Origin of the sequence: Kribbella sp. CCNWLW201, from assembly GCF_037203805.1 — a bacterium.
Lineage (GTDB): Bacteria > Actinomycetota > Actinomycetes > Propionibacteriales > Kribbellaceae > Kribbella.
Genome location: NZ_JBBCBQ010000002.1, coordinates 463,453 through 487,968, shown reverse-complemented (window position 1 = coordinate 487,968; position 24,516 = coordinate 463,453). Strand labels below are relative to the sequence as shown.

The window sequence follows — 24,516 nt, the reverse complement described above, 5'->3', positions numbered from 1 at the left end:
TAGACAGGTGACCCGCGCAGATCTCAGCAAAGAACCGCATGCCGTGGCGGCCATGTTCGACAACGTGGCCGAGGGGTACGACCGGACCAATGCGGTGGCCACGATGGGGCTGGAGAAGCTGCACTGGCGGCCGCAGACGTTCGCCGAGATCGCGCCGCGGAAGGGGATGAAGATCCTCGATCTGGCCGCCGGGACCGGTGCGTCGAGTATCAAGCTGCGGGAGGCCGGCGCCGAGGTGGTGTCGTGCGACTTCTCGGTCGGCATGCTCCGGGTCGGCAAGCGCCGCTACCCCGAGCTCGACCTGATCGCGGGCGACGCGCTGAAGCTCCCGTTCACCGACGACACGTTCGACGTGGTGACGATCTCGTGGGCGCTGCGGAACGTGAACGACGTCACCGTCGCGCTCCAGGAGATGCTTCGGGTGACCCGGCCGGGCGGGCGGCTCGTCGTACTGGAGAACTCGCACCCGACCTGGAAGCCGTTCCGGATCGCGTACCTGGAGTACATGATGCGGGCGGTGCCGGTGGTGGCGAAGGCGGTGTCGACCAACCCGGACGCGTACGAGTACCTGGCCGAGTCCGTCCGCGCCTGGCCCGCGCAGGAGCCGTTGGCGCGCACGATCGAGGCGGCCGGCTGGACCCGGGTCCAGTGGCGCAATCTCACCGGCGGTCTGGTCGCCATTCATCGTGCGGTCAAGCCGGCTTAATTTCGCAAGAGAAACAGCACATAAATCGGTTGCCTCCAAGGGATTCAGGGCCGGTTTCGTGTCCGCGTCAGGCAGTCCTAGACTGTCGGGTGACGAGGCTTCGTGAAGCGATTCACGAGCGCACAGCCCCCAACTTCCAGGCCGGGAATGAGATGAGCCAGAGCGTGCCGAGCGGGCAGCAGGCGGAGACCGCTGATGTGATCGTCGTCGGCGCCGGACCAGCGGGCTCGGCCGCCGCGTACCACCTGGCCACCGCGGGACTCGACGTCCTGCTGCTGGAGAAGACCGCGTTCCCGCGCGAGAAGGTGTGCGGTGACGGGCTCACCCCGCGCGGCACCAAGCAGCTCATCAACATGGGCATCGACATCTCCGAAGAGGCCGGCTGGATCCGCAACTACGGTCTGCGCATCCAGGGCGCCGGGCACGTGCTGCAGCTCGACTGGCCGGACCTGTCCAGCCACCCGAACTACGGCCTGACCCGGAATCGGATGGACTTCGACGAGATGCTCGCCCGGCAGGCCGTCAAGGCCGGCGCCCGGCTGCACGAGCGGACCAACGTCACCGCGCCGATCCTCGACGACCGCGGCTTCATCGTCGGCGTCACCGCCAAGCCGGTCGACGACAACGGCCGGCGTGCCGGTGCCGACGTCGAGTTCCGGGCGCCACTGGTGATGGCGGCCGACGGCAACTCGTCCCGGCTCAGCATCGCGATGGGACTGCACAAGCGGGACGACCGCCCGATGGGTGTCGCCGTCCGCACCTACTTCACCAGCCCGCGCCACGACGACGACTACCTCGAGTCGTGGCTCGAGCTGTGGGCCGACGACCCGCAGCACCCGGGACAGCGCAACCTGCTGCCGGGCTACGGCTGGATCTTCGGGATGGGCGACGGCACCGTCAACGTCGGCCTCGGCATCCTGAACACGTCCGAGGCGTTCGGCAAGGTCGACTACGCCGACCTGCTGAAGCAGTGGCTGAAGAACACCCCGGAGGAGTGGCAGTTCCGGGACGAGTTCCAGACCATCCCGATCCGCGGTGCGGCCCTGCCGATGGGCTTCAACCGGCAGCCGCACTACACCCGTGGCCTGATGCTGCTCGGCGACGCCGGCGGCATGGTCAACCCGTTCAACGGCGAGGGCATCCCGTACGCAATGGAGTCCGGGGCGTTCGCCGCCGAGGTCGCCGCCCAGGCGCTGCACCGGCAGCCGAACCAGCGCGAGCGCGCGCTGTCGGCGTACCCGAAGGCGCTGAAGCAGGAGTACGGCGGCTACTACACGCTCGGCCGGATCTTCGTGAAGCTGATCGGAAATCCGGAGGTGATGCGGCTGTGCACGAAGTACGGTCTGCCGCGCACCACGCTGATGAAGTTCACCCTGAAGTTGCTGGCCAACCTCACCGATCCGCGCGACGGCGACGTGATGGACAAGATCATCAACGGCCTCACCAAGGTCGCCCCGGCCGCCTGAAACCGGCGGGGCGAGTGAGATGAGCCACAGCGGTACTGATAACACAGTGCTGTTCGGAAACGCAGACAGACAGACCACCGGCTGAAGGAGGGAGCAGGAACCCGATGCACCCTTACGTACCGATCCTCGTTCTCGGTGTGCTCGCGGCGATCTTCGTGGCGGGCACCTTGGTGACGAGCGCGCTGGTCGGACCCCGGCGCTACAACCGGGCCAAGCTCGACTCCTACGAATGTGGGATCGAGCCGACCCCGCAGCCGGTCGGCGGCGGGCGGTTCCCGGTGAAGTACTACATCACCGCGATGCTCTTCATCGTGTTCGACATCGAGATCATCTTCCTCTACCCGTGGGCGGTCGCCTTCGACCAGATGGCGCTGTTCGGGCTGATCGAGATGGTCATCTTCATCGTCACCGTCTTCGTCGCGTACGCCTACGTGTGGCGCCGCGGCGGGCTGGAGTGGGACTGAGCAATGGGTGTTGAGGAACAGCTTCCGGCCGGCGTACTGCTGACCACGATCGAGGGCCTGTCCGGCTACATGCGGAAGGCCTCGTTGTGGCCGGCAACGTTCGGGCTGGCCTGCTGCGCGATCGAGATGATGACCACCGGCGCGCCGCGGTACGACGCCGCCCGGTTCGGCATGGAGGTCTTCCGGGCATCGCCCCGGCAGGCCGACCTGATGATCGTGGCCGGCCGGGTGAGCCAGAAGATGGCCCCGGTACTGCGCCAGATCTACGACCAGATGCCGAACCCGAAGTGGGTGCTCGCGATGGGCGTCTGCGCCTCGTCGGGCGGCATGTTCAACAACTACGCGATCGTGCAGGGCGTGGACCACGTGGTCCCGGTCGACATGTACCTGCCCGGCTGCCCGCCGCGGCCGGAGATGCTGCTGGACGCGTTCCTCAAGCTGCACGACGACATCCAGCACGGCAAGCTCGGCGCGAACAAGAAGGCCCTGCAGGCGGAGCAGGAAGCCGCCGCACTGACCGCCGCGCCGACCATCGAGATGAAGGGTCTGCTGCGGTGAGTGATACGCAACCGGAGAACCTTCCGGCGACGTCGGCGGCCGGTGACGCTCAGACCCCGGCGGCCGAGGTGGTGGACCAGCGCGAGGGCATGTTCGGCGTCCGCGGCACCGGTGACACCTCCGGCTTCGGCGGCCTGCGCCGCCAGGTCGCGTTGCCCGGTGGTACGCCGAAGCCGTACGGCTCCTGGTTCGACAGCGCGACCGAGCGGCTCGAGGGCCTGGTCGGCGACAACGCGATCGAGAAGGTCGTGGTCGACCGCGGCGAGCTCACCCTGCACGTCCAGCGCGAGCGGCTGGTCGAGGTGTGCCAGCACCTGCGCGACGACGAGGCGCTGCGGTTCGAGTTCTGCTCCGGCGTCAGCGGCGTGCACTACCCGAACGAGACCGGCCGCGAGCTGCACGCGGTCTACCACCTGATGTCGATGACCCACAACCGCCGGATCCGGCTCGAGGTGTCCGCACCCGACGCCGATCCGCACATCCCGTCGGTCGTCTCGGTCTACCCGGCCAACGACTGGCACGAGCGGGAGACCTGGGACTTCTTCGGCATCATCTTCGACGGTCACCCGGCGCTGACCCGGATCCAGATGCCGGACGACTGGCCGGGCCACCCGCAGCGCAAGGACTACCCGCTCGGCGGTATCGACGTCGAGTACAAGGGCGCCGTCATCCCACCGCCCGACACGCGGAGGTCGTACAACTGATGACCACTACAGACCCGTACGCGACCACTCGCGACACCACCGAGGGCAAGGTCTTCACCGTCACCGGTCAGGACTGGGACTCGGTCGTGGCCGGCCTCGGCGACGAGCCCGAGGAGCGCGTCGTCGTCAACATGGGCCCGCAGCACCCGTCGACCCACGGCGTGCTCCGGCTCATCCTCGAGCTCGAGGGCGAGACGGTGACCGAGGCCCGCTGCGGCATCGGCTACCTGCACACCGGGATCGAGAAGAACATGGAGTTCCGGTCCTGGACGCAGGGCGTCACGTTCTGCACCCGGATGGACTACCTGTCGCCGTTCTACAACGAGACGGCGTACTGCCTGGCGGTCGAGCGGCTGCTCGGGATCGAGGACCAGATCCCGGAGAAGGCGAACGTGATGCGGGTGCTCCTGATGGAGCTCAACCGGATCAGCAGCCACCTGGTCTGTATCGCCACCGGTGGGATGGAGATCGGCGCGCTCACCGTGATGACGATCGGCTTCCGGGAGCGGGAGATGACGCTCGACCTGTTCGAGCTGATCACCGGCCTGCGGATGAACCACGCGTTCATCCGGCCGGGCGGTGTCGCCCAGGACCTGCCGCCGGGTGCGCTGGACAAGATCCGCGAGTACATCACCTGGATGAACAAGCACCTGCCCGAGTACGCCGAGCTGTGCAACGCGAACCCGATCTTCAAGGCCCGGCTGCAGAACGTCGGCTACCTGGACCTGACCGGCTGCATGGCGCTGGGCATCACCGGCCCGCCGCTGCGCTCGACCGGGTACGCGATGGACCTGCGCAAGACCCAGCCGTACTGCGGTTACGAGACCTACGACTTCGACGTACCGACCTGGGACACTGCGGACTCCTACGGGCGGTTCCGGGTGCGGCTGCAGGAGATGCACGAGTCGCTGAAGATCGTCGAGCAGTGCGCCGACCGGCTGGCCAAGATGGAGGGCGAGCCGGTGATGGTGGCCGACAAGAAGATCGGCTGGCCGAGCCAGCTGGCCGTCGGCTCCGACGGGATGGGCAACTCCCTCGACCACATCAAGCACATCATGGGCGAGTCGATGGAAGCGCTGATCCATCACTTCAAGCTGGTCACCGAGGGCTTCCGGGTGCCGGCCGGCCAGGCCTACGTGGGGATCGAGTCGCCGCGCGGCGAACTGGGCTGCCACCTGGTCTCCGACGGCGGCACCAAGCCGTACCGGGCGCACTTCCGTGACCCGTCCTTCGCAAACCTGCAGGCGATGCCGATCATGTGCGAGGGCGCACAGGTCGCCGACGTGATCGTCGCCGTCGCCAGCCTTGACCCGGTGATGGGTGGAGTGGACCGATAGATGGCCGAGAACCACGCGACTGCGACCGACAAGCCGGTGCCGTACAGCACCGGTGACTCGAACATCACCGACACCACGATCGCGGAGATGCGCGAACTGGCCGCCCGGTACCCGGTCGGCCGGTCCGCGCTGCTGCCGATGCTGCACCTGGTGCAGTCGGTCGAGGGCCGGATCACCCCGGAGGGCATCGAGGCGTGTGCCGAGGTGCTCGGGCTGACCGGCGCCGAGGTGTCCGCGGTGGCGACCTTCTACACGATGTACAAGCGCCGCCCGGTCGGCGACTACCACGTCGGGGTCTGCACCAACACGCTCTGCGCCGTGATGGGCGGGGACGTGATCTTCGAGCGGCTGAAGCAGCACCTCGACGTCGGCAACGACGAGACCACCGAGGACGGCAAGATCACCCTCGAGCACCTGGAGTGCAACGCCGCCTGCGACTACGCGCCGGTGATGATGGTGAACTGGGAGTTCTTCGACGACATGACCCCGGAGTCGGCGACCCAGCTGGTCGACGACCTGCGCGACGGTACCGAGGTGAAGTCGCCGCGCGGTGCGACGATCTGCACCTGGCGGGAGGCCGAGCGCGTGCTGGCCGGCTTCCCCGACGGCCGCGCCGACGAGGGCCCGACCGGCGGCAAGGCGACGCTGGCCGGCCTGCGGCTGGCCCGGGAGCGCAACTGGACCGCACCCGGTGGCCGTGGCGGCCGCCCGGCCGGCGAGACCCAGAAGGAGGGCTGACCATGCTGACCCCGGTACTGTCCGACAACTGGGACCAGATCCGTTCCTGGCAGCTGGCGTCGTACCAGCGCTCCGGCGGGTACGACGCGCTGCAGACCGCACTGCGGATGCAGCCGGCCGACGTGGTCACCGCGGTCAAGGACTCGGGTCTGCGCGGCCGTGGCGGCGCGGGCTTCCCGACCGGGATGAAGTGGTCGTTCATCCCGCAGGACAACCCGAAGCCGAAGTACCTGGTGGTGAACGCGGACGAGTCCGAGCCGGGTACCTGCAAGGACATCCCGCTGATGCTCGCCTCGCCGCACACGCTGGTCGAGGGCGTCATCATCTCGTCGTACGCGATCCGCGCCTCGACCGCGTTCATCTATGTCCGCGGTGAGGTCCTGCACGTGATCCGCCGGCTGCAGCAGGCCGTCGAGGAGGCGAAGGCGGCCGGTTTCATCGGCACCAACATCCTCGGCAGCGGTTACGACCTGGACGTGATCGTGCACGCCGGCGCCGGTGCGTACATCTGCGGCGAGGAGACGGCGCTGCTCGACTCGCTGGAAGGTCGTCGCGGTCAACCCCGGCTGCGTCCTCCCTTCCCGGCCGTGGCCGGTCTGTACGGCTGCCCCACTGTGATCAACAACGTCGAGTCGATCGCGTCCGTTCCCGCCATCATCAAGAACGGCGCGGACTGGTTCTCCTCGATGGGCACCGAGAAGTCCAAGGGGATGACGCTGTACTCGCTGTCCGGGCACGTCACCCGGCCGGGCCAGTACGAGGCGCCGATGGGCATCACGCTGCGGCAGTTGATCGATCTGGCCGGCGGCATCCGCGAGGGGCACGAGATGAAGTTCTGGACCCCGGGCGGGTCCTCGACTCCGCTGCTCACCGCCGAGCACCTCGACGTACCGCTGGACTACGAGGGCGTCGGCTCGGTCGGCTCGATGCTGGGCACGAAGGCGCTGCAGGTCTTCGACGAGACCACCTGCGTGGTCCGCTCGGTGCTGCGGTGGACCGAGTTCTACAAGCACGAGTCCTGCGGCAAGTGCACCCCGTGCCGCGAGGGCACCTGGTGGCTGGTCCAGATCCTGGAGCGGCTTGAGCACGGCAAGGGAACCGAGGAGGACCTCGTCACCCTGCTGGACCTGTGCGAGAACATCACCGGCAGGTCGTTCTGTGCGCTGGCCGACGGTGCGACCGCGCCGATCACCAGCTCGATCCAGCACTTCAAGGACGAGTACCTGGCGCACTTCGAGAACGGCGGCTGCCCGTTCGACCCGATGGCAAGCACTGTCTTCGCTACCGCTGGAGCAAGCGCATGACGATCCAAGCGAACCCGCCGGCCGGGTCGGAGGTGGAGCGCACCGATCTGGTGACGGTCACCATCGACGACATCGAGGTCAAGGTTCCGAAGAACACCCTGCTGATCCGGGCGGCGGAGCAGATCGGGATCCAGATCCCGCGGTTCTGCGACCACCCGCTGCTCGACCCGGTCGGCGCCTGCCGGCAGTGCCTGGTCGAGATCACCGACGCCGGCAACGGCCGGGGGATGCCGAAGCCGCAGGCTTCCTGCACGATCACCGTTGCCGACGGCATGGTGGTTCGCACCCAGGTGACCTCGCCGGTGGCGGACAAGGCGCAGCACGGGAACATGGAGTTCCTGCTGATCAACCACCCGCTGGACTGCCCGGTCTGCGACAAGGGCGGCGAGTGCCCGCTGCAGAACCAGGCGATGACCAACGGCCGTGGCGAGTCCCGGTTCACCGAGATCAAGCGGACCTACCCGAAGCCGATCAACATCTCGGCCGAGGTGCTGCTGGACCGCGAGCGCTGCGTGCTGTGTGCCCGCTGCACCCGGTTCTCCGAGCAGATCGCCGGTGACCCGTTCATCGCGCTGGTCGAGCGCGGTGCGCTGCAGCAGGTCGGCATCTACGAGAAGGAGCCGTTCGAGAGCTACTTCTCCGGTAACACCATCCAGATCTGTCCGGTGGGTGCGCTGACCAGCGCGGCGTACCGGTTCCGGTCCCGGCCGTTCGACCTGGTCTCGGTTCCGTCGGTGGCGGAGCACGACTCCTCCGGTGCGGCGATCCGGGTCGACCACCGGCGCGGCAAGGTGATGCGCCGGCTGGCCGGTGACGACCCGCAGGTCAACGAGGAGTGGATCTCGGACAAGGACCGGTTCGCGTTCAACTACGCGAGCACTGGTGACCGGCTGACCCACCCGCTGATCCGCGAGGACGGCGAGCTGCGGCCGGCGTCGTGGCCGGAGGCACTGACCTTCGCGGCGGAGAAGCTGACCGCGGCCCGCGGCAACGCGGCGGTGCTGACCGGCGGCCGGCTCACCCTCGAGGACTCCTACGCGTACTCGAAGTTCGCGCGCGTTGCCCTCGGCACCAACGACATCGACTTCCGGTCCCGGCCGCACTCCGCGGAGGAGGCGGACTTCCTCGCCGCCGCGGTGGCAGGTACCGGTCTGGGTACGACGTTCGTCGACCTGGAGAAGGCCGGATCGGTGCTGCTCGTCGGGTTCGAGCCCGAAGAGGAAGCGCCGTCGGTGTTCCTGCGGCTCCGCAAGGGCGTCCGCTCGCACGGGACCAAGGTCTTCACGGTCGCGGCCTACGGTTCGCGCGGAATCGAGAAGCTCGACGGGGTCGTCGTACCGGCGTCGCCTGGGACCGAGGCCGCCGTACTGGCTGATCTCGGGAACGCGGGTGAGACCGGAGCGGCTGCGCTGGCTTCGCTCGGGGCCGACTCGATCATCATCGTCGGCGAGCGGCTGGCCGGTGTGCCGGGCGGGTACTCGACGGCCCTGCGGGTCGCGCTCGACACGGGTGCTCAGCTGGCCTGGATCCCGCGTCGTGCGGGTGACCGGGGTGCGCTCGAGGCTGGTTGCCTGCCGGGTCTGCTGCCTGGCGGCCGGCTGGTGTCGGACCCGCAGGCGCGGGTCGACATGCAGGCCGCGTGGGGTGTGGACAGCCTGCCGGCGACCGTCGGCCGGGACCTGACCGAGATCCTCGCCGCCGCCGGCTCGCTGCAGGCGCTGGTGGTCGCGGGTGTCGAGATCGACGACCTGCCGGACCCGGCGGCGGCCCTGGCCGCGCTGGCGGCGGCGCCGTTCGTGGTCAGCTTCGAGGTCCGCAACTCGCAGGTCACCGAGCACGCCGATGTCGTCTTCCCGGTGGTTCCGCCGGCGGAGAAGGACGGCACCTTCGTCAACTGGGAGGGTCGCGAGCGGCCGTTCCCGGTGGTGCTGAAAGTCCCGGCCGCGATGCCGGACGTCCGCGCGCTGGCCGCGCTGGCGCAGGAGATGGACCGCTCGATCGGGTTCAGCACTCCGGCCGGTGCGAAGCGGGAGTTCGACGAGCTCGGCCGCTGGGACGGCGATCGCGCGCAGGAGCCGACGTACCAGGCCGGTCCGTCGCTCGGTGCCTTCGACTCCACCCGGCTGTCGACCTGGCGGATGCTGATCGACGAGAGCCGCGCGAACGACGGTGAGCCGCACCTGACCGCGACCGCCCGTACGCCGGTCGCCCGGATCTCCCGCACCACCGCGCACCGGGTCGGTGTCGCCGACGGTGACGAGCTGGTGGTCAGCACCGACGCCGGGTCGATCCGGCTGCCGGTGGTGATCACCCCGATGACCGACAACGTGGTGTGGCTGCCGACGAACTCGGCCGACTCGCACGTGCGCCGGTCGCTGCACGCAGACCATGGCTCGATCGTGACGATCGCCGGAGGGAACGCATGAGCAACATCGCGCTCGCGGTGCCGGACGCAGGGTTCGGGCGTGACCCGTGGTGGGTCGTCGGCCTGAAGGTGCTGCTGGTCTTCGTCTTCCTCGTCGTACTGACGTTGTTCAACATCTGGTGGGAGCGCCGGGTGGTGGCCCGGATGCAGCACCGGATCGGCCCGAACGTGCACGGCCCGCAGGGTCTGCTGCAGTCGCTGGCCGACGGTATGAAGCTGATGTTCAAGGAAGACCTGATGCCCAAGGGCGTCGACAGGTTCGTCTTCGTCGCCGCGCCGGTGATCGTGTCGATCCCGGCGTTCCTCACCTTCGCGGTGATCCCGTTCGGGCCGACGGTGAAGATCCCGTTCACCGACACCTACACCCGGCTGCAGATCACCGACCTGCCGGTCTCGGTGCTGTACGTGATGGCGGTCGCCTCGATCGGCATCTACGGCATCGTGCTCGGCGGCTGGTCGTCCAACTCGACGTACTCGCTGCTCGGCGGTCTGCGCTCCAGCGCCCAGATGATCTCCTACGAGGTCGGCATGGGCCTGGCGCTGGTGACGGTGTTCCTGTTCGCCGGCTCGATGTCCACCTCGGAGATCGTCGAGGCGCAGGGCTCGAACCAGTCGATCGGCCTGTTCGGCGTGGACATCCCGATCCCCGGCTGGTACGCGTTCCTGTTGTTCCCGTCGTTCGTGATCTACGTGATCTCGATGATCGGCGAGACCAACCGGGCGCCGTTCGACCTGCCGGAGGCCGAGGGCGAGCTGGTGGCCGGCTTCCTGACCGAGTACTCGTCGATGAAGTACGCGATGTTCTTCCTGGCCGAGTACATCAACATGGCGACCGTGTCGGCGCTGGCGACCACGCTGTTCCTGGGCGGCTGGCGAGCACCCTGGCCGATCTCGATCTGGGACGGCGCGAACTCGGGGTTCTGGCCGGTGCTGTGGTTCGTCGGCAAGATGATGCTCTTCATCTTCTTCTACATCTGGCTGCGCGGAACCCTGCCGCGACTGCGCTACGACCAGTTCATGAAGCTGGGCTGGAAGATCCTGATCCCGGTCTCGCTGGGCTGGATCCTGCTGGTCGCCACCGTCCGCGCGGTCGGCCGGGAGACCACCTTCAGCCGCACGACGTTGCTGGTGGCCGCGGGGGTGGTCCTGCTGATCGCGATCATCACCATGTTCATCCCGCAGAAGCCCAAGCCCGAGAAGCTCACCGAGGACGACCGCGCGAAGGACTTCGACGCCTTCGCCGGTGGGTATCCGGTGCCCCCACCGCTCGTCAACACTCCGAGCCGAAGCGAGGAAGCAAGCCGTGGCTAGTGTCAAAGAATCCCTCTGGGATCCGGTTGCCGGGTTCGGGGTCACCTTCCGGACGATGTTCCGCAAGGTGTTCACCGAGCAGTACCCGTTCGACAAGAAGCCGACCGCGCCACGCTTCCACGGCCGCCACCAGCTGAACCGCTGGCCGGACGGCCTGGAGAAGTGCGTCGGCTGCGAGCTGTGCGCGTGGGCCTGCCCGGCGGACGCGATCTACGTCGAGGGCGCGGACAACGCGGACGACGCCTCCGGCCGGTTCTCCCCGGGCGAGCGGTACGGCCGCGTCTACCAGATCAACTACCTGCGCTGCATCCTCTGCGGTCTGTGCATCGAGGCCTGCCCGACCCGGGCGCTCACGATGACGAACGAGTACGAGCTGGCTGACCGCACCCGCGAGTCCCTCATCTACGAGAAGAAGGACCTGCTGGCGCCGCTGCTGCCGGGGATGCAGGAGCCGCCGCACGAGATGCAGCTCGGCACCACCGAGAAGGACTACTACCTCGGACTGACCGGTGCCGCCGTACCGGCTGAGGGTGGTGACGGCAAGTGATGCCGCTCGTCACCGGCGCCCAGGTGGCGTTCTGGATGCTCGCGCCGGTCATGGTGCTGGCCGCGATCGCGATGGTGCTGGTCCGCAAGGCCGTGCACTCCGCGCTGCTGCTGGCCACCGTGATGATCTGCCTGGCTATCCAGTACGCCGCTTTGGACGCGCCGTTCCTGTTCGCCGTACAGATCATCGTCTACACCGGCGCGATCCTGATGCTGTTCCTGTTCGTGCTGATGCTGGTCGGCGTGGACGCGAGCGACTCCCTGGTGGAGACGATCCGCGGCCAGCGGCTGCTGGCCGGGCTGGCCTTCCTCGGCTTCGCGATCCTGCTGATCGCGGCCGTCGGCAACGCGGTGTACGGCAACCCGACCGGGCTGGCCGACGCGCAGCCGGACGGCAACCCGAAGGGGATCGCCCAGCTGCTGTTCGGCAAGTACGTGTTCGCCTTCGAGGTGACCTCGGCACTGCTGATCACCGCGGCACTCGGCGCGATGATGCTGGCGCACCGGGAGCGGCTGACGAGGAAGCGCACCCAGCGCGACCACGCCGAGGAGCGGATCCGCAAGTACGCCGAGTCCGGCGTCCACCCCGGTCCGCTGCCGACGCCCGGCGTACTGGCCCGGCACAACGCAGTCGACACGCCGGCACTGCTGCCGGACGGGTCGATCGCACCGACCTCGGTTTCGCGGGTGCTGCAGGCACGTGGCACCGTGTTCCCCGAAGCCGCGGAGCGGTCGGACGTCGAAGAGGTCCGCAGGCTCAACGCGGGTGAGGTCGGCGACGAGGTCCCGTCGGAGCCCGAGAGCACGGACCTTTCCGGATTTGGCGAAGGAGAGAAGCTGTGACGACCGAGCCGTACATCGTGCTCGCGGCGATCCTGTTCAGCATCGGCGCCTTGGGTGTGCTGGTGCGCCGTAACGCCATCGTCGTCTTCATGTGTGTCGAGTTGATGCTGAACGCGACCAACCTCGCGTTCGTCAGCTTCGCCCGCCAGCACGGCAACCTCGACGGCCAGATCGCCGCCTTCTTCGTGATGGTGGTGGCCGCGGCCGAGGTCGTGATCGGGCTGGCGATCATCATGGCCATCTTCCGCACCCGTCGCTCGGCCTCGGTCGACGACGCCAACCTGCTCAAGTACTGAGGTAAGCACCGATGAGTCATGAGCTGACGTGGCTGCTGGTCGCGGTCCCGGCCGTGTCCGCGGCGATCCTGCTGCTGGGTGGCCGGGCCACCAACGCGTGGGGTCACCTGCTGGGGACAGTGGCGCCGCTGATCTCGTTCGCCTGCGGCGTTGTGCTGTTCGTCCAGATGCAGGGCCTCGGCGGCGAGGAGCGGTCCGAGACGGTCCGGCTGTTCGAGTGGTTCTCGGTCGGCAGTATCAAGGTGGACTTCACCCTGCTGATCGACCCGCTGTCGATCCTGTTCGTGTTGCTGATCACCGGTGTGGGTTCGCTGATCCACATCTACTCGATCGGCTACATGGAGCACGACCCGCGGCGGCGCCGGTTCTTCGGGTACCTGAACCTGTTCATCGCGGCGATGCTGCTGCTGGTGCTCGCGGCCGACTACCTGCTGGTGTTCGTCGGCTGGGAGGGCGTCGGCCTGGCGTCGTACCTGCTGATCGGGTTCTGGCAGCACAAGGATTCCGCCGCGGTCGCCGCGAAGAAGGCGTTCGTGGTGAACCGGGTCGGTGACATCGGGCTGTCCCTCGCGGTGATGAGCATGTGGGCGCTGTTCGGCTCGTCCGCCTTCGCGACGGTGAACGCCGGTGCGGAGCACGTGTCGAGCACCTGGGCCACGCTGCTCGGCCTGATGCTGCTGCTGGCGGCCTGCGGTAAGTCCGCGCAGGTGCCGCTGCAGTCCTGGCTGCTGGACGCGATGGAAGGCCCGACCCCGGTGTCGGCGCTGATCCACGCGGCGACCATGGTCACCGCGGGCGTGTACCTGGTGACCCGGTCGTCGGCGATCTACGAGCACACCGAGGCTGCGTCCACCGCCGTCGTCATCGTCGGTACGGTCACCGCGCTGGCCGGTGCGATCATCGGTTGCGCCAAGGACGACATCAAGAAGGCGCTGGCCGGTTCGACCATGAGCCAGATCGGTTACATGATGCTCGCGGCGGGTCTCGGCCCGGCCGGGTACGCGTTCGCGATCTTCCACCTGCTCACCCACGGCTTCTTCAAGGCCAACATGTTCCTCGGCGCCGGCTCGGTGATGCACGGCATGAACGACGACGTGAACATGCGCCACTACGGTGCCCTGCGGGTGCCGATGAAGGTCACCTTCGTCACCTTCGCGTTCGGCTACCTGGCCATCCTCGGCATCCCGCCGTTCGCCGGCTTCTTCAGCAAGGACAAGATCATCGAGGCCGCGTTCGCGGACAACACGATCATCGGTCTGTGCGCGCTGCTCGGTGCCGGCATCACCGCGTTCTACATGACGCGGGTGATGCTGATGACGTTCTTCGGTGAGAAGCGCTGGGCCGAGGACGTGCACCCGCACGAGTCGCCCCGGGTGATGACGTGGCCGCTGATCATCCTGGCCGCGCTCTCGCTGGCCGGCGGTGCGCTGTACTTCGCCGGTCACTGGATCGTCGACTGGCTGGAGCCGGTGGTCGGTCACGAGGAGCACCACCCGCCGGTCAGCGCCCTGGTGATGACGCTGATCACCCTCGCGGTGGTTGCCGTCGGCATCGTCATCGCGGTACTGCGCTACCGCCAGGACATCCCGCGGGAGGCGCCGGCCGGCTCCCCGGTCACCACCTTCGCCCGCCGTGACCTGTACGGCGACGCACTGAACGAGGCGGTCCTGATGCGCCCGGGCCAGTACCTCACCCGGACGCTGGTCTGGCTGGACAACCGCGGTGTGGACGGCCTGGTGAACGGGCTGGCCGCATTGTTCGGCGGACTGTCCGGCCGGCTCCGCCGGTTCCAGACGGGCTTCGTCCGTTCCTACGCACTCAGCATGGTCTTCGGCGCCGCATTCGTGGTCGTCGCCCTCCTCGCGGTGAGGTTGTCGTGAACATCGGTTGGCTGACCCTGTTACTGCTCCTGCCGTTCGTCGGGGCACTGGCGACGATGCTGGTGCCCAAGGCGAAGGCGCTGCTGGCCAAGCAGGTCGCACTCGGCTTCTCGCTCGTCACCCTGGTGCTGACCGCGATCATCGCGATCGGCTACCAGCGCAACGGTGCCGAGGACTACGCCGAGACGCACACCTGGATCGAGCCGTTCGGTGCGCACTTCGCACTCGGCCTCGACGGCGTCGGCGTCGTCCTGGTGGTGCTGACCGCGCTGCTCACCCCGATCGTGCTGATCGCGTCCTGGAACGACGCGCAGGGCGGGCGCTGGTCGGAGAAGTCCTTCTTCGCCTGGATCCTGGGTCTGGAGGCGCTGTCGCTCGGCGTGTTCGCCGCCACCGACGTGTTCCTGTTCTACGTGCTGTTCGAGGCCACGCTGATCCCGATGTACTTCCTGATCGGTGGCTTCGGCGGTGCGCAGCGCTCGTACGCCGCGGTGAAGTTCCTGCTCTACTCGCTGCTCGGCGGTCTGCTGATGCTGGCGTCGGTGGTCGGGCTCTACGTCCTCTCGTCCCGCGCCGGTGACCCGTCGTACCTGCTCACCGACCTGATGAAGCTGGACATCAGCCAGAACACCGAGCGGTGGCTGTTCCTCGGCTTCTTCTTCGCCTTCGCGGTGAAGGCGCCGATGGTGCCGTTCCACACCTGGCTGCCGGACGCCGCCGCCGAGGCGACGCCGGGCACCTCGGTGCTGCTGGTCGGCATCCTGGACAAGATCGGCACCTTCGGGATGATCCGGTTCTGCCTCGGCCTGTTCCCGAACGCGTCCGAGTGGGCCACCCCGGTCGTGCTGGTGCTGGCCCTGATCTCGGTCCTGTACGGCGCCCTGGTGGCGATCGGCCAGACCGACATCAAGCGGCTGATCGCCTACACCTCGATCTCGCACTTCGGTTTCATCGTGATGGGGATCTTCGCGCTGACGTCGCAGGGCCTGACCGGGTCGACGCTCTACATGTTCAACCACGGCCTGTCCACGGCGGCGCTGTTCCTGGTCGCCGGGTACCTGATCTCCCGGCGCGGGTCCGCGCGGATCGCCGACTACGGCGGGGTGGAGAAGGTGGCACCGGTGCTGGCCGGCACCTTCCTGTTCGCCGGCCTGTCCAGCCTGGCGCTGCCCGGTCTGTCGCCGTTCATCTCCGAGTTCATGGTGCTGGCCGGGACGTTCAGCCGGCACAAGGTGCTCGCGGTGATCGCGGTCCTGGGTATCGTGCTGGCCGCGCTCTACATCCTGATCATGTACCAACGCCTGATGACCGGGCCGGTCCGCGACGGGATCGAGAAACTGAAGGACCTGAACGTGCGTGAGCTGGCCGCGATCGCGCCGCTCGTCGTACTGATCATCGGCCTGGGCATCTTCCCCAAGCCGGTGGTCGACATCATCAAGCCGGCGGTGGAGTCGACGATGCAGCACGTCGGCGTGACTGACAAGGCTCCGGAGATCCCCGTGACGGAGGGACAGAAGTGATCGCGCAGATCCTGCCGCTGGCGGACTTCACCGCGCCGAAGATCGAGTACAGCGACCTGATGCCGCTGTTCGTCGTGTTCGGTGCGGCCTGCGTCGGTGTGGTGGCCGAGGCGTTCCTGCCCCGGCCGCTGCGGCACCTGGTGCAGCTGGCGATCACGGTGGTCTCGATCGTGGTGGCCGGGGTGCTGACCGCGCTGCTGATGGCCGACAAGCGCGAACTGCTCGCGGCCCAGGGCTCGATCTCGATCGACGGCCCGGCGCTGTTCACCTGGCTGATCCTGCTCGCGCTGACGCTGATCAGCGTGCTGCTGTTCGCCGAGCGGTCGGTCGACGGCGGACTGTCCGCGTTCGCCGGCCAGGCGGCCGCCGTACCGGGGTCCGAGGCCGAGCGTGAGGGTACGGCGGCCCGGGTCGAGCACACCGAGATCTTCCCGCTGACCCTGTTCGCGGTCGGCGGCATGATGCTGTTCGCGTCGGCCAACGACCTGCTGCTGCTGTTCGTCGCACTCGAGGTCTTCTCGCTGCCGCTCTACCTGCTCTGCGGGCTGGCGCGTCGCCGCCGGCTGATCTCGCAGGAAGCGGCGATGAAGTACTTCCTGCTCGGTGCGTTCGCGTCGGCCTTCCTGCTGTTCGGGATCGCGCTGCTCTACGGGTACGCCGGGACGATGTCGCTCGGCGGGATTGCGGACGCGCTGGCCAACGAGACCGGCGGCGACGCGATCCTGCTGGCCGGGACGGGTCTGCTGGGTGTCGGCCTGCTGTTCAAGGTGGGCGCCGTACCGTTCCACTCCTGGACCCCGGACGTCTACCAGGGTGCGCCGACGCCGATCACCGGCTTCATGGCGGCCTGCACCAAGATCGCCGCGTTCATCGGGCTGATGCGGGTCTTCTACGTCGCCCTCGGCGGAACGCGCTGGGACTGGGCGCCGATGATGTGGGTCGTCGCGATCCTGACCATGGTCGTCGGCTCGATCGTCGCGATCACCCAGACCGACGTGAAGCGGATGCTGGCCTACTCGTCGATCGCGCACGCGGGCTTCCTGCTGACCGCTTTCGTCGGGCTCGCCCAGGCCGGGAACGGCGTGCTCAGCGGGATCACCTCGACCCAGGCGGTGCTGTTCTACCTGGTCACCTACGGGTTCCCGACCATCGGTGCCTTCGCCGTCGTCACGCTGGTGCGGGACGCGGGCGGCGAGGCGACCCACCTGTCCCGGTGGGCCGGACTGGGCAAGAAGTCGCCGCTGCTGGCCGGCATCTTCGCCTTCTTCCTGCTCTCCTTCGCCGGTATCCCGCTGACCGCGGGCTTCACCGGCAAGTGGGCCGTGTTCACCGCGGCGTGGACCGGTGGCGCGTGGCCGCTGGTCGTGGTCGCGGTGCTGTGCAGCCTGGTCGCCGCGTTCTTCTACGTCCGGGTGATCGTGCTGATGTTCTTCTCCGACCTCCCGGCGGACGCGCCGGACGTGGCCCTGCCGGGATGGCAGACCACGACCGCGGTCGCCCTCGGTCTCGCCGCCACAGTGGTTCTCGGCCTGGTCCCCGGACCGGTGCTCGAGCTGGCGGCCCGCGCAGGTGAGTTCATCCGTTGAGTCCGAACCCGCTGCCGGCCGAGAGCCTGGGCTTCGCCTTCGCCGACGAGGCGCTCGAAGCCCGGGTTCGTGCTGGGCTGGAGTCGGTCGAGCAGGCACTACGCGAGTCGACCCAGTCCGAGGCGCCGTTCGTCACCGCCGCCGCGCAGCACGTCATGGTTGCCGGCGGCAAGCGGTTCCGGCCGCTGCTGGTGCTGCTGGCGGCCGAGTTCGGGCCGGCACCTGCCGCTGACGATGTGGTGAAGGCGGCCGTCGTGGTCGAGCTGACCCACGTCGCCACCCTGCACCACGACGATGTGATGGACGAGGCCGCCCTCCGGCGCGGCTCGGCCACCGCGAACGCCGCCTGGGACAACTCGGTCGCCATCCTGTCCGGCGACTGGCTGTTCGCTCGTGCCTCCGACCTGGTCGCCGACCTCGGCCCGGAGGCGGTCCGGATCCAGGCCCGCACCTTCGGCCGGCTGGTCGAGGGCCAGATCCGCGAGACCCTCGGCGTCGGTGAGGGCCAGGACCCGCTGGCCCACTACCTGTCCGTCGTCGCCGACAAGACCGGCTCGCTGATCGCGACCTCCGCTCTCTTCGGTGCCCGGTACGCCGGTGCACCTGATGAGGTGCAGGAGTCGATGCGGGCCTTCGGCGAGGAGATCGGCGTGGCCTTCCAGCTGGCCGACGACATCCTCGACATCGCCTCGGAGTCGGGTCAGTCCGGCAAAACCCCGGGCACCGACCTGCGCGAGGGCGTCCCCACCCTTCCGGTCCTGATCTTCCGCGCCCAGGCCGATCCGTCGCAGCCGAACGACGCTCGCCTGCTCGAGCTCCTCGACTCGGACCTCACCGACGACACGCGCCTGACCGAGACCCTCGAACTCCTCCGCGCCCACCCCGCCTTCCGCCAGGCCGAGGACGACGTACGCCGCCGCGCCACCGACGCGCGCAAACTCCTCTCCGCCCTCCCCGACGGCCCCGCCCGCCAGGCCCTCGACTCCCTCTGCGACCTGGTAGCCACCCGCTCCGTCTGACCACGCCACCTGGGCGCTGTCACACGAGCAGTTTCTCGAGCTGCGGGAGTCGGCTGAACAGGTCGGGGAGGCCGCGCACGCCGTTGCGCGCGGACTCGTGCGACAGCGCGAGTTCAGGGCCGGTGCTCGCCTCGACACCGGTGAGGCAGCGGAGGATGTTCGACCTCGTGAACCCCAGCCAGCCGCCGATCAGGTACACGAACCAGCTTGGACCCGGCGGCGGCAGCGCACCGCCCGCTGCGACATAGCCGTCGAGGACCGAGCGGAAGATGGCGGGCTCGATGTCGTCGAAGCCAGGTCCCTTCGCGATGCTCAGCGCGGTCGAGCCGAGCTCACCGGCCAGGTCGAGCATCCCCGAGAGCTCCCAGTCGAGCACCACCGGCCGACCGTCTCGAGCGAGCAGGTTCCACGGCTGGATGTCCCTGTGGGTCAGTACGACGGGGCCCGGCCGTTCGCAGGTGTCGACGAAGTGGGCAATCGCGAGGAACGTCTCGACATGGGAGGCGAGCTCGTCGGCCCACGGCTGTCCGGTCGCCGCCGCCCGCTGGGCGAGCTCGGGCCAGTCCCGTGCCACCGGGGCCTCGATCGACGTGTGGGTCCACTCGACGTCGAGCGCGTGGAGGCGCGCGAGGATCTCACCGATCTCGAACGCGTACTCAGCCGACACCGGTGCTTCGGGCACCTTCTCTCCCTCGACCCACCGGTGGACGAGCGTGTGCCGGCTGGCCGAGATCGGCTCCGGCATCGGAATGCCGGCCGCGAAGGCCGCCCGCTCGAACCTGAACACGTCCTCGACGTGGTGTGTCCAGCGCTGGTCGACGAGGTTCAACTCCTTCACCGCGAACGACCCCTGATCGGTATCGAGCCGGTACATCCGATTGGCAAACCCACCGTGAACCCGAACCATCGGCCCAACCGGCACACCAAGCCGTGAAAGCTCGAAGGGCACGTCGTCATCCGCAGTCACCCCACGAATCTAGGGCTCACAGTCCATCGACGCACCGGGATTTCCGTGGGCTAGAAGGTGTTTTGGCGGCGCATTGGGCGGGGGCGGCCGTCTGGGTCGTAGAGGTGGCGGGCCAGAGGGGCGGCCCAGCGGGATTGGAGGCGGGTGAGGGGTTCGGGGCGGTGAGGGCGGATGCGGCCCGCTGGTCGTGGCCCTGGGCAACCATCTGCGTACCACTCGTCGAGTACGGCGGCCTGTTGCTGCCACTGGTCGAAGGCGGCGATCGGGTCCAGCTCCGGGTCGTCTGTGCCCAGGTGTTCGGACCACAGCTCCGACCGCAGCGACCGGGCCAGCTCCGGGGAGTCGACGGCACAGGTCAGCTCGCTGTCGCTGGTCCAGGACCTACGGTTGAAGTTGTCCGAGCCGCAGGTCAGCCACTCGTCGTCGACGATGCAGACCTTCGCGTGCACATAGATCGGTACGCCGTTCTCGTTCTCCAGGTTGTAGACCGCCACGCGATCCGACTCCAGCAACCGCAACGCCTCGAGCTGGGCCCATCTGGCGGGTGGCCCGCTGATTCGCCCGTCCTGATCCGGATACCGCGGCACGACCGCGATCACCCGCAACGCGGGCGACCGCTCCAACGCGTCCCGCACGCCGCTCGTCACCGCCGAGGACCACAGGTACTGGTCCTCGACGTAGATGAGCGACCGCGCCCGCGCAAACGCCTTCAGATAGGCGCGGGCCACACTGTGCTCCCCGTGCGGCGCGAACGGGAACCCCGGATGCTTGTGCGCATAGGTCCGCAGCACCTGCACCGTATGCGGTCCGGCCACAGGCGGATCCGGGAACGCCTCCGGCAGATCCGACGGGTGCCGCGGCATCCGCGCCAGCCGCTGGACCAGCATCCGGTACGGCGTTCGCCGGTCGAGCGGATGCGGATCGTCCCAGCGTTCGACGAAGCAACGCAGCAGATCGCCGACCGCGGGACCACGTACCTCGAGCATCACGTCATGCCAGGGCGGCCGGTCGCCGTACCGCGGATCCATCGGCGCCGGCTGCGGATCACCCAGATGCCAAGCGTCGTCGCGTCGCCCGTGACACAGATCGATACCACCCACGAACGCGACATCCGCCTCCGGGTGACCGCGATGCCGGATCACGAACATCTTCTGGTGATGCGACGCCAGCCGCCGTACCCGCTGATCCAGCAACGCCTCCCCACCGGCCTCGTTCAACTCCGTCCCGAACCGCTGGTTCTCCTTCGAGCTGAAGCTCAAGTGATCCGAATGCGACCGCCACAACAACGCCCGCACCTCGACCCCAGCCTTCGCGAGCTCACACAGCACCGTCCCAACACTGGGTCCGTTGTCCACCAAGGCCTCGTCCGGATCCCCCCGCCAGTCGGTGAAGAACACCCGGTCCCCGGCCCGCAGCACCCGCAACTCGTCGTACAGCCGCGCAAAGTACGTCGCCCCGTGCACCAGCGGCCGCACCAGGTTGCCCTCAACCCAGGACCCGTCGTCGTCGATGTCCGTCGCAGGATTCCCCCGCTCCGCCACACTCAGCAACCACTCATGCCTCATCACTCCCCAGTGCCCGCAAACCCCCAGCCCATCAGCGCACCCTTGGTCATCGGTTCTGCCAGGTGGGGCTTTCGACGTAGTGGTTGTCGTAGAGATCGCTGGTCTTGCCGAGTTCGGCTGGGTTGGTTTCGCCGCGGTAGACGGACTCGAGGAGGCGGTAGTAGTCGAAGCGGGGTTTGGCGTGGGTGAGGACGAAGAGGACCTCGGTGTCGTCGGAGCCGGCGGCTTCGAAGGCGTGGGGGGTGTTCTGCGGTACGACGAGGAAGTCGCCTTGCGTCAGCGTGATCACGTCCTCGCCGGTCAGGACGCGGAGGGAGCCGGTCAGGACGAAGAAGAGTTCTGAGGCCTCCTGGTGCAGGTGCGGGGGCGCGCCTTCCTTGCCGGGCTTGAAGATCGAGCGGTGGCTGGTGAGGTGACCTCCGGTGTCGGGTACGTCGGCGAAGAGGGTGACGCCGCTGGCGGACAGCACCTCGGCGTCGGTGGAACGGACGAGGACGGGCTTGGTGTTCATGGCTTTCTCCATTTCGGGATGTCTAATGTCCAGAATCAAAGGACGCGCGTAGCCGTTGTGGCTCGATGTTCGGTCAGGACTTGAGGTTGGCGAACCAGTGGCGGGTGTTGTCAGGTGCGCTGGGGGTCTGGGCCTCGACGCGGCTGACGATGTCGGCGATGGTTTGGCCGGCCAGCTCGCGGCGGTAGTTGAGTTCGGCGGATCGCATCGCCTGGGAGACCAGGCAGACCTTGCGGTAGTCGGCGTGCGGGTCGGCGCCCGGGCCGGCCTTCAGGATCTCGGCGCAGCGGAACGCGTCGTCGGCGCCGTCGATCGCGATCACGATGTCGAGCAGGCTGATGTTGCGCGGGTCCCGGGCGAGCTGGAAGCCGCCCTTCGGTCCGGAGACTGAGGACAGGATGCCGGCCCGGGTGAGCGCCTGGAGCTGTTTGTTCAGGTATGCCGTGGGAAGGTCGTAGAAGGCGGCGAGTCGTTTGGCGGTCACCGCCTCGCCGGGCAGCCAGCTGAGGTTCACGCAGCTGTGCATCGCCCACTCGACGCCTTCGTTCATCTTCATAGTTCTGGATATTAGATGTCCTGAATAGGCGAAGTCAAGAGGCCCGGCGCCGCAACGCCGGGCCTCTACAAAGGAACCTCAGCTGCCGACGCGGCCGCCGTCCTTACGCCAGACGCAGGCGATCGCCGGGCGCGGGAACTTGTCGGTGTGCGGCCAGGTCGAGGTGGGCTTCTCGAAGGTCGCGTCGTCGGTCTCGCCCGGGTGCTGGACGGCGACGAACGCGGTCTTGTCGTCCTCGGAAATGAGCGGACCGCAGGCCTCGGCGGCGAACGGGACGGACAGGAACTGCTTGACCTGGCCGCGGTTCGGGCCGGCCACCGGGACGGTGAAGATGCCGTCGTTGGAGCCGAGCACGTTGCCGTCGGTGGAGATCCACAGGTTGCCGGAGCCGTCGAAGGCGACGTTGTCCGGGCAGGAGATCGGGCTCACCTTGGTCTTGTCGAAGCCGCCGAAGTACGTCTCCTGCGCGGCCGGGTCGCCGCAGACCAGGAAGAGGTTCCAGAAGAAGCCCGTCTTGGCCGCGTCGTCGCCCTCCTCGCTGAGCTCCAGCACGTACCCGTTCCGGTTGCCCGACTTCTCCACCAGCGGGCCGCCCAGGGTGTCGCGCACAAAGGACTTCGCCAGCGGGTTGGCCTCGTCGACCGGGAAGGTGCCGCCCCGGTTGGAGTTGTTGGTCAGCGCGGCGTAGACCTTGCCGTTGACCGGGTTGCGCTCGATGTCCTCCGGCCGGTCCATCCGGGTCGGGCTGACCTTGTCGGCCGCGAGCCGGGTGTTGATCAGCACGTCGGCAACGCTCATCCCGGGGACGAACGACTCCTTGTCCGACGTCAGCGGGATCCACTGGCCGGTGCCGTCGTACAGGCCGTCGGCGGTGCCGTCGCCGGTGAACTTGGCGACGTACAGCGTGCCCTCGTCGAGCAGGCCGAAGTTGTTCTTCCGGTTCTTCGCGTCGTACTTGCCGGCCGAGACGAACTTGTAGATGTACTCGCCGCGCTCGTCGTCACCGGTGTACGCCGCGATCCGGCCGTCGGCGGTGATGGTGATGGTGGCGCCCTCGTGCTTGAGCCGGCCGAGCATGCTGCGCTTCTTCGGCGTCGACTTCGGGTCGTACGGGTCGACCTCGACGATCCAGCCGAACCGGTACGCCTCGGTCGGGGTCTTGGTCAGGTCGAACCTCGCGTCGACCGTGCTCCAGCCCTTCTGCGTCGCCTTCGCGGTCGGTACGCCGTACCGCTTGAAGCTGGCCACGTGCTCGGCGGCGACCGTGTCGGAGACGTCGAAGTAGCCCTGGAAGTTCTCCTCGCCGGACAGGATGGTGCCCCACGGGGTGACGCCGCCGGCGCAGTTGCCGATCGTGCCGATCGCCTTCTTGCCGACCCGGGCGTCGGCCGCGGCTGGACCGGTGACCTCGAACTCGGTGCTCACGGTGATCCGGCGGTTGTACTTCGGCAGCTGCTTGTCCTGGCGCCACTGGCCGCTCCGGCCGGCCCGCTCGATGCCGACCACGGCCATGCCGTGCGCGGCCATCGCGATCTTCTTGGTGGTGGCGTCGTCATACTTGCCGGTCGGGAACATCAGGTACTCGTCGGTGTACTCGTGGTTGCAGACGAGCAGTGCCTTCCGCTCGTCGCGGAGCGGCACGATCATGGTGTAGTCGTTGTTGTAGCCGAACTGCTTGGCCTGCGCCTCGGGCGTCTGCTTGTTGACGTCGAACTTCGGCGCGCCCGGCAGGACCGGGTCGCCCCAGCCGATGATGACGGCCTGCTCGTAACCGCGCGGGACGACGATGTCGTCCTTGCGGTTCGGCGGTACGACGCCGTGCGTGAGCTGACCGCGCGGGCCGAAGCCGGGGAGTGTGCCGTCCGGGCCGGCGGCACCGGTCGACTGGTCGGCGGCCGCGGGGGTCAGGTTGGCCGCGAGTACGCCGACTCCGGCGGCCGCGACACCGGCGGCGCCGACCTTGAGGACGTTGCGGCGCGAGAAGGCCGACCGCATCACGGTCTGGATGTGCTCGTTGCCGGAGACGTTCGGCTCCGGGTGGTCACACTGGTTCGCGCACTTGAACTCGCAGGTGCGGAAGCTACGGGATCCGTGGCGGGTGCCGATCTGACTGATCAGCGGCAGAAACTTGGGGCTCACTCGGGGCTCCGACTTCTCTGGCGAAAGACATGAGTTGACGCCGTGAGGCTAAGGAGCCCAGGCGCTAACTGAGTG

Annotated in this window: 22 protein-coding genes; 17 read left to right on the top strand and 5 right to left on the bottom strand. The window is 68.1% G+C overall.

What is annotated here, in order from left to right; translation table 11 throughout:
* Positions 1 to 7: 7 nt before the first annotated feature.
* The 17 genes from V9K99_RS12105 to V9K99_RS12025 all read left to right on the top strand — a co-directional run bounded on the left by V9K99_RS12105 (position 8) and on the right by V9K99_RS12025 (position 18,703).
* The gene (locus V9K99_RS12105; RefSeq protein WP_337002229.1) at positions 8 to 706 is read left to right on the top strand and encodes a demethylmenaquinone methyltransferase; all 699 of its coding nucleotides are present in this window, start codon (positions 8 to 10) and stop codon (positions 704 to 706) included.
* 152 nt (positions 707 to 858) lie between these two features.
* Positions 859 to 2,172 (top strand): geranylgeranyl reductase family protein, encoded by a 1,314-nt coding sequence (locus tag V9K99_RS12100; protein WP_337002231.1) that lies wholly within the window; start codon positions 859 to 861, stop codon positions 2,170 to 2,172.
* A 104-nt stretch (positions 2,173 to 2,276) separates the two neighbouring features.
* Positions 2,277 to 2,636: an NADH-quinone oxidoreductase subunit A gene (locus V9K99_RS12095; RefSeq protein WP_132209850.1), complete on the top strand. Its 360-nt coding sequence runs from the start codon at positions 2,277 to 2,279 to the stop codon at positions 2,634 to 2,636.
* 3 nt (positions 2,637 to 2,639) lie between these two features.
* Positions 2,640 to 3,194: a NuoB/complex I 20 kDa subunit family protein gene (locus tag V9K99_RS12090; RefSeq protein ID WP_337002235.1), complete on the top strand. Its 555-nt coding sequence runs from the start codon at positions 2,640 to 2,642 to the stop codon at positions 3,192 to 3,194.
* The gene (locus V9K99_RS12085; RefSeq protein WP_337002237.1) at positions 3,191 to 3,898 is read left to right on the top strand and encodes an NADH-quinone oxidoreductase subunit C; all 708 of its coding nucleotides are present in this window, start codon (positions 3,191 to 3,193) and stop codon (positions 3,896 to 3,898) included. The genes V9K99_RS12090 and V9K99_RS12085 overlap by 4 nt, the downstream gene beginning before the upstream one ends.
* Positions 3,898 to 5,235: an NADH-quinone oxidoreductase subunit D gene (locus V9K99_RS12080; protein ID WP_337002239.1), complete on the top strand. Its 1,338-nt coding sequence runs from the start codon at positions 3,898 to 3,900 to the stop codon at positions 5,233 to 5,235. The genes V9K99_RS12085 and V9K99_RS12080 overlap by 1 nt, the downstream gene beginning before the upstream one ends.
* Complete coding sequence (nuoE, locus tag V9K99_RS12075; protein WP_337002241.1) at positions 5,236 to 5,973, top strand: NADH-quinone oxidoreductase subunit NuoE; 738 nt, start codon at positions 5,236 to 5,238, stop codon at positions 5,971 to 5,973. It begins immediately after the preceding gene.
* A 2-nt stretch (positions 5,974 to 5,975) separates the two neighbouring features.
* The gene (gene nuoF / locus V9K99_RS12070) at positions 5,976 to 7,277 is read left to right on the top strand and encodes an NADH-quinone oxidoreductase subunit NuoF (protein ID WP_337002243.1); all 1,302 of its coding nucleotides are present in this window, start codon (positions 5,976 to 5,978) and stop codon (positions 7,275 to 7,277) included.
* Complete coding sequence (locus V9K99_RS12065) at positions 7,274 to 9,703, top strand: NADH-quinone oxidoreductase subunit G (protein WP_337002245.1); 2,430 nt, start codon at positions 7,274 to 7,276, stop codon at positions 9,701 to 9,703. Before nuoF ends, V9K99_RS12065 begins: the two co-directional genes overlap by 4 nt.
* Positions 9,700 to 11,013 (top strand): NADH-quinone oxidoreductase subunit NuoH, encoded by a 1,314-nt coding sequence (gene nuoH, locus V9K99_RS12060; protein WP_337002247.1) that lies wholly within the window; start codon positions 9,700 to 9,702, stop codon positions 11,011 to 11,013. The genes V9K99_RS12065 and nuoH overlap by 4 nt, the downstream gene beginning before the upstream one ends.
* The gene (nuoI, locus tag V9K99_RS12055) at positions 11,006 to 11,560 is read left to right on the top strand and encodes an NADH-quinone oxidoreductase subunit NuoI (protein WP_337002249.1); all 555 of its coding nucleotides are present in this window, start codon (positions 11,006 to 11,008) and stop codon (positions 11,558 to 11,560) included. Before nuoH ends, nuoI begins: the two co-directional genes overlap by 8 nt.
* On the top strand, positions 11,560 to 12,402 hold the full coding sequence (locus V9K99_RS12050; protein WP_337002333.1) for an NADH-quinone oxidoreductase subunit J: 843 nt from the start codon (positions 11,560 to 11,562) through the stop codon (positions 12,400 to 12,402). Before nuoI ends, V9K99_RS12050 begins: the two co-directional genes overlap by 1 nt.
* Entirely contained in the window at positions 12,399 to 12,698 is a 300-nt protein-coding gene (gene nuoK, locus V9K99_RS12045) for an NADH-quinone oxidoreductase subunit NuoK (protein ID WP_130384807.1), read from the top strand. The genes V9K99_RS12050 and nuoK overlap by 4 nt, the downstream gene beginning before the upstream one ends.
* 11 nt (positions 12,699 to 12,709) lie before the next feature.
* The gene (gene nuoL / locus V9K99_RS12040) at positions 12,710 to 14,578 is read left to right on the top strand and encodes an NADH-quinone oxidoreductase subunit L (protein WP_337002257.1); all 1,869 of its coding nucleotides are present in this window, start codon (positions 12,710 to 12,712) and stop codon (positions 14,576 to 14,578) included.
* The gene (locus V9K99_RS12035; RefSeq protein ID WP_337002259.1) at positions 14,575 to 16,098 is read left to right on the top strand and encodes an NADH-quinone oxidoreductase subunit M; all 1,524 of its coding nucleotides are present in this window, start codon (positions 14,575 to 14,577) and stop codon (positions 16,096 to 16,098) included. The genes nuoL and V9K99_RS12035 overlap by 4 nt, the downstream gene beginning before the upstream one ends.
* 59 nt (positions 16,099 to 16,157) lie before the next feature.
* Positions 16,158 to 17,684, top strand: coding sequence for an NADH-quinone oxidoreductase subunit NuoN (gene nuoN / locus V9K99_RS12030; RefSeq protein WP_337002335.1), 1,527 nt, complete (start codon positions 16,158 to 16,160; stop codon positions 17,682 to 17,684).
* The gene (locus tag V9K99_RS12025) at positions 17,681 to 18,703 is read left to right on the top strand and encodes a polyprenyl synthetase family protein (protein WP_337002261.1); all 1,023 of its coding nucleotides are present in this window, start codon (positions 17,681 to 17,683) and stop codon (positions 18,701 to 18,703) included. The genes nuoN and V9K99_RS12025 overlap by 4 nt, the downstream gene beginning before the upstream one ends.
* Positions 18,704 to 18,722: 19 nt before the next feature.
* Here V9K99_RS12025 and V9K99_RS12020 read toward each other — a convergent pair whose 3' ends face one another.
* The 5 genes from V9K99_RS12020 to V9K99_RS12000 form a co-directional block, all read right to left on the bottom strand.
* The gene (locus V9K99_RS12020) at positions 18,723 to 19,610 is read right to left on the bottom strand and encodes a phosphotransferase family protein (protein WP_337002337.1); all 888 of its coding nucleotides are present in this window, start codon (positions 19,608 to 19,610) and stop codon (positions 18,723 to 18,725) included.
* A gap of 110 nt (positions 19,611 to 19,720) precedes the next feature.
* On the bottom strand, positions 19,721 to 21,235 hold the full coding sequence (locus V9K99_RS12015; protein ID WP_337002263.1) for a phospholipase D-like domain-containing protein: 1,515 nt from the start codon (positions 21,233 to 21,235) through the stop codon (positions 19,721 to 19,723).
* Between the two features lie 46 nt (positions 21,236 to 21,281).
* Positions 21,282 to 21,746, bottom strand: coding sequence for a cupin domain-containing protein (locus V9K99_RS12010; protein ID WP_337002265.1), 465 nt, complete (start codon positions 21,744 to 21,746; stop codon positions 21,282 to 21,284).
* Positions 21,747 to 21,819: 73 nt separating this feature from the next.
* Positions 21,820 to 22,302, bottom strand: coding sequence for an RrF2 family transcriptional regulator (locus V9K99_RS12005; protein ID WP_337002267.1), 483 nt, complete (start codon positions 22,300 to 22,302; stop codon positions 21,820 to 21,822).
* A 78-nt stretch (positions 22,303 to 22,380) separates the two neighbouring features.
* Positions 22,381 to 24,441 carry a PhoX family protein gene (locus V9K99_RS12000; protein ID WP_337002269.1) on the bottom strand — a complete coding sequence of 687 codons (2,061 nt, stop codon included), beginning with the start codon at positions 24,439 to 24,441 and terminating at the stop codon, positions 22,381 to 22,383.
* Positions 24,442 to 24,516 lie beyond the last annotated feature (75 nt).